This window comes from Acidovorax sp. BoFeN1, assembly GCF_003345135.1.
Taxonomy (GTDB): domain Bacteria; phylum Pseudomonadota; class Gammaproteobacteria; order Burkholderiales; family Burkholderiaceae_C; genus Acidovorax; species Acidovorax defluvii.
Genome location: NZ_QOZT01000173.1, coordinates 1 through 938 on the forward strand (window position 1 = coordinate 1; position 938 = coordinate 938).

The following is a 938-nucleotide window of genomic DNA, read 5'->3' on the forward strand; positions in this document are numbered from 1 at the left end:
CGCGGATTCAAGTACGAAGTGCGCGAGTCTCAAGTCTAAGCGGAGTGATCTCCAGCCCATAGAACACCTCATGCGGAGTACGCCAGCCCAGGCACTTGCGTGGCCGGTGGTTCAGTGCATACACCGCCTCATCCACTTGGTCTTGCGTGACCCCCGCCAGGCTCATTGCCTTGGGGAAGTACTGGCGCAGCAATCCATTGTGGTTTTCGTTCAGGCCTCGCTCCCATGAGCAGTACGGGTGCGCGAAGTACACCTTCGCGCCCAGGCACTTGGCCACGAACGCGTGGTCCGCAAACTCCTTGCCGTTGTCCAGCGTGATGGTCTTGCAGCGCCGTTTGTGGGGCCTGAGCAGATCAACCATCGCTTCGCCCACCAAATCGCTGGTACGCCTTGGCAAGGCTGCTGCCAGGCTATAGCGTGACTTGCGCTCCACCAGCGTGACCAGCACCCCTTGGTGGCCGCTGCCAATGACCGTGTCGCCTTCCCAGTCCGCGATGCGGCTGCGCTTTTCTACAACCTTGGGGCGCTTGTCAATGCGCACGCAGTTCTTCAGCGTGCCCCTGCGCTCCTGTCCACTGCCATAGCGCTTTCTTCGCACCTTCTGGCACCTGAGGTATTGGATCAAGTTTCCCCCTGCTGCTTTGTCTGCATACACCCGCAGGTACAGGCTCTCCTTGCTGGGGCTGGCTCGGCCTTCCAGGCGCAGCCGGGCATTGACTTGCTCGGGCGACAGGCCCAGGCGCAGGTACCTTTCTGCCTGCTGCCAGGTCTGGCTGGATATCGTGCGCACGTTGGCGGGGCCGCTGAGTCGCTCGCGAGCCTGCGCATGGGCCTTTGACGGGTCATAGCCCGCTTCGCTGACATTTCGCGAGAGTTCCCGCCCGATGGTGCTGCGGTGGCGACCAAGGTGCCCAGCGATGGCTGCAACGCCTATCCCT

The 938-nt window shown here is 62.3% G+C and carries 1 protein-coding gene; it reads right to left on the minus strand.

The window, feature by feature from the left end; genetic code table 11:
- Nucleotides 1-7 precede the first annotated feature (7 nt).
- Nucleotides 8-938 (minus strand): IS30 family transposase (locus tag DTW89_RS19095; protein ID WP_147277687.1); only part of this gene is annotated, 931 nt, incomplete at its 5' end.